The organism is Paenarthrobacter sp. CM16, from assembly GCF_013179505.1.
Lineage (GTDB): Bacteria > Actinomycetota > Actinomycetes > Actinomycetales > Micrococcaceae > Arthrobacter.
The window spans coordinates 1-3,266 of sequence record NZ_JABMCX010000406.1; the positions used below are offsets into that span (position 1 = coordinate 1).

The 3,266-nt window shown below is 64.4% G+C and carries 3 protein-coding genes and 1 pseudogene; 1 reads left to right on the top strand and 3 read right to left on the bottom strand.

All coding sequences use genetic code 11. The features are described 5' to 3' along the window. Nucleotides 1–136: 136 nt before the first annotated feature. Nucleotides 137–658 carry a flavin reductase family protein gene (locus tag HP499_RS22510; protein ID WP_172326305.1) on the top strand — a complete coding sequence of 174 codons (522 nt, stop codon included), beginning with the start codon at nucleotides 137–139 and terminating at the stop codon, nucleotides 656–658. Between the two features lie 208 nt (nucleotides 659–866). Here the strand turns inward: HP499_RS22510 and HP499_RS22515 are convergent, their stop codons facing one another. From HP499_RS22515 to HP499_RS22525, 3 genes and pseudogenes are all read right to left on the bottom strand, one after another. Continuing rightward, on the bottom strand, nucleotides 867–1,967 hold the full coding sequence (locus HP499_RS22515) for a D-TA family PLP-dependent enzyme (protein ID WP_172326306.1): 1,101 nt from the start codon (nucleotides 1,965–1,967) through the stop codon (nucleotides 867–869). 39 nt (nucleotides 1,968–2,006) lie between these two features. Next, nucleotides 2,007–3,011, bottom strand: a complete 1,005-nt coding sequence (locus tag HP499_RS22520; RefSeq protein WP_172326307.1) for a LacI family DNA-binding transcriptional regulator — start codon at nucleotides 3,009–3,011, stop codon at nucleotides 2,007–2,009. A gap of 57 nt (nucleotides 3,012–3,068) precedes the next feature. Further along, nucleotides 3,069–3,266 (bottom strand): annotated as a pseudogene (locus HP499_RS22525) (RidA family protein); the annotation flags it as partial.

Genomic DNA, 3,266 nt, shown 5'->3' on the forward strand with positions numbered 1-3,266 from the left:
GGCGACGTTTCCAATTCGTCTCAGTCGGGGGTCGGATTCAGCCGAATTGACCTCAACTTAAGTTGAGGTCATAGCATCGGTCGGGTGCGCGTCCGCGTAGGTCGCCATCCTTGACCAGTCCCATGAAAGTGCGTTAATGACCTACCCCCAGCCCTTGCAGTCCGAACCAGTCGGCGATCTTTTCAGGGCCGCATTCCGCTCCCATCCGGCGGGAGTCGCCATTATTACCGCTTCGGGGCCGGATGGTGCAGTAGGCCTGACCGCGTCCTCGGTAGCATCGGTTGCCGTGGATCCGCCAACGCTTGCGTTCTCTGTGACCAGCGGCCGTTCGGCCTCGCACATCGCCGCTGCCGAGAGAATCGTGGTGCACCTCATCGGCGCCGATCAGCTGGAGTTGGCACGCGCGTTCGCCGATCCCGCTGCCCCGCGGTTCACCGGCGACATGGACTGGGAGCGGCTCCCCACCGGCGAGCCATTGCTCAGGGAGGCTCAGTGGGCGTTGCGCTGCGAAATTGTCCACCGGGCACCGCTGGGTGGTTCAGTCCTGCTGGCCGCCACAGTCCTCGATATCCGGTCCAACCTTGCCGGCTCGGCTCCACTGGTTTACCACGATCGCGAGTTTCACACCCTGTTCCGCAGCGTGCAGGCGGTTGGCTGACCGCGCCGCGCCCCCAGGTACGCTGTCACGCATCCTCAAGGCGCGTCAGCAGCTCAGCATCGTGACTCATCACGAAATCCAGCCCCTCACTGATCTCACGTCGCCGCGCATGCCCCTGTAAAACCAACTCTGATCCCTGCAGCCGACGATCAAGGTCTTCAGGAACGCGCCGATTCATTGCCAGGCAGCGACGGTACCAAAACGGTACCTAGTTGTTCCTCCCCCGCGCCGCCACGGCCCACTGCTCCACCACGGTCCCACCGCGCACCACAGTCACCTCATCCACCAGGTTCATGGTCAGGCACACGTGGTTGGGGATCACGCGCAGCCTGGTACCCAGTGGCGGCAACTCCGAGGAGTCCGGCCACACCACAGTGGCATGATGCTCTGACAAGGCAGTGACCTTGGCTTCGGGGTATTCAGGCAGCCGCGCAAACCCTGTGGCCCAATCCGGGCGGTCGCTACCCAGGATCTTGCTGCCGGAGTCCAGCACAACCCGGCGGACGTTCCCACCTGCAGCTTCGTGCCTGCTTACCACGGTGGCCGCAACCGTCAGCGCGATCTCGTCCCACGAACACCGTTCGAGTTCCAGCTGCTGGGCATCGCCAAACACGTAGACGCCCGGGCGCAGTTCGGTTGCCGCAGACTCCCCGGAGATCAAGGCCGTGGGCGTGGAGCCCCCGCTGATGGTGGTGACCTCGAAGCCCGCCTCGGTCAACGCCGTCGCAGCCAGCCCCAGGGCATCGTTCTCGTTGCCGGCAGCGCCGGTGGGCATACCTGGCCTGTAGCTGTGTCCAGGGAAGGTGAATACTCCGGATACCATCAGCCCGGCGCCGGCCGCCGCCTTGGCCACCTCCACCACCTCGGACGGCAGAACGCCGCTGCGGTGATGACCGCTGTCCACTTCGATCAGCACCTCAATGCTGCCGGCATCCGCCCCAAGGTGGCGGCCCATCGCCGTCGCACTTTCTGCCGAATCCACGCCCACTACTAGGCGGCACGCCGCTGCCAGGGCGCGGAGCCGGTCAGCATGCGGGGCCTCCACCCAGAGCGGATAGGCGATGAAAATATCCTTGACGCCGTCCGCGGCAAAGACCTCGGCCTCGCCGATTGTGGCCACGGTGATCCCCACGGCCCCGGCCGCCAACTGTTTCCGCGCGATCTCCAAAGTCTTGTGCGTCTTCACGTGCGGGCGGAGCTTCAGTCCCCTGCCGAGCATGCTGGCCGCCATGCGTTCTATGTTCCGGTCCAGGACGTCGACGTCGATCAGCACGGCAGGGGTGAGGACTTCAGCAGGGATCACGTTCATTCCTCAAACACTAACGGCCCCGGGCACCCGCAGCGGAGGTCAGGGCGCCGACTGCCTGATCCGCAGCTCGAAGGCCGCCTCCGGCTGCTGCACGTCAAGCGCGGCGTCCTTGTTCTCGATCCGATTAATGAGGAGTTCGACGGCGCGCTCCGCAATTTCCGTACGCCCCGGCGCCACCGTGGTCAGTGACGGGGAGGCGAACTTCGCCTCATCAATGTCATCAAAACCGGCAACGGCGATCTCCTCCGGGACTTTCCGGCCCCGGACCAGGAGTTCGTGCAATGCCCCCAACGCGAGGGCGTCGTTGAGCCCGAATACGGCATCGAAATCCACGCCGCTGTCCAGCAACCTCGCGGTCGCTTCAGCACCGCCGTCGCGACGCCAGTCGCAATCAATCACCAAGGCGGGATCGTAGGTCACGCCGGCGTCAGCGAGCGCAGCCTTGTACCCCTCAAGGCGCAGGCCGTTGCTGCCGGTAGTGTCGCCGTCGTGCGCGCCTATAACGGCTATACGACGGCGGCCGCCCGCCAGCAGGTGCGCGGTGACCGCTGCGGCTGCTTGGTGGTTTTGGATGAGGACCATGTCCAGCCGGGGATCCTGGACGTATTCGCCGAGCAGGACCAGCGGCTTTTTTCCGGCCGCGTGAATGATCTGCTCAGCGTCCAACGCGAGGGGTATGAAAAGGAGGCCATCGGTCAGGGTTCGGAACTGCCCTTGGAGCGCCGCTTTTTCGTGCTCCGGCTCATTCCCTGACTGCTCCACCAGCACTCGGTAGCCTCGGGCCCATGCCGCTTTCATGATGTCCGACGCCAACTCTGCATAGTACGGAATGGAGAGGTCGGCCAGGACCAACCCGATCATGCTGGTCTTGCCGGAGCGGAGGCTGCGGGCTGTCAGGTTGGCCTCGTAGCCCAGCTCGTCAATGGCATCCAGGACGCGCTGTTTAGTGGCGGGCCGGATGAACTCGTAGTTGTTAATCACGTTGGAGACCGTCTTCAACGAGACCCCGGCAACGCGCGCGACGTCGTTCATGGTGACGGCCATCAAGGTGCTCCTTTTGTCCTGTTGGCTTACATCGTTGCAGACCAGGGCGTGGCGGGCTTAGTCCATGACAGCGGCGACTGCCTCGATCTCCACCAGCTGATGGTCGTAGCCAAGGACAGTGACGCCCATCAGCGTGCTCGGGACGTCATGCTCACCAAACGCCGCGCGCACCACCTCCCAGGAGGCCACCAGATCGGACTGCTCGGAAGAGGCGACGAGGACGCGGGTGGAGATGACGTCCCCGATTCCTGCCCC

Bases quoted from the DNA above. Each gene is read 5' to 3' on its own strand.
- HP499_RS22510 (WP_172326305.1), top strand. From the start codon at position 137: ATGACCTACCCCCAGCCCTTGCAGTCCGAACCAGTCGGCGATCTTTTC.
- HP499_RS22515 (WP_172326306.1), bottom strand. From the start codon at position 1,967: ATGAACGTGATCCCTGCTGAAGTCCTCACCCCTGCCGTGCTGATCGAC.
- HP499_RS22520 (WP_172326307.1), bottom strand. From the start codon at position 3,011: ATGGCCGTCACCATGAACGACGTCGCGCGCGTTGCCGGGGTCTCGTTG.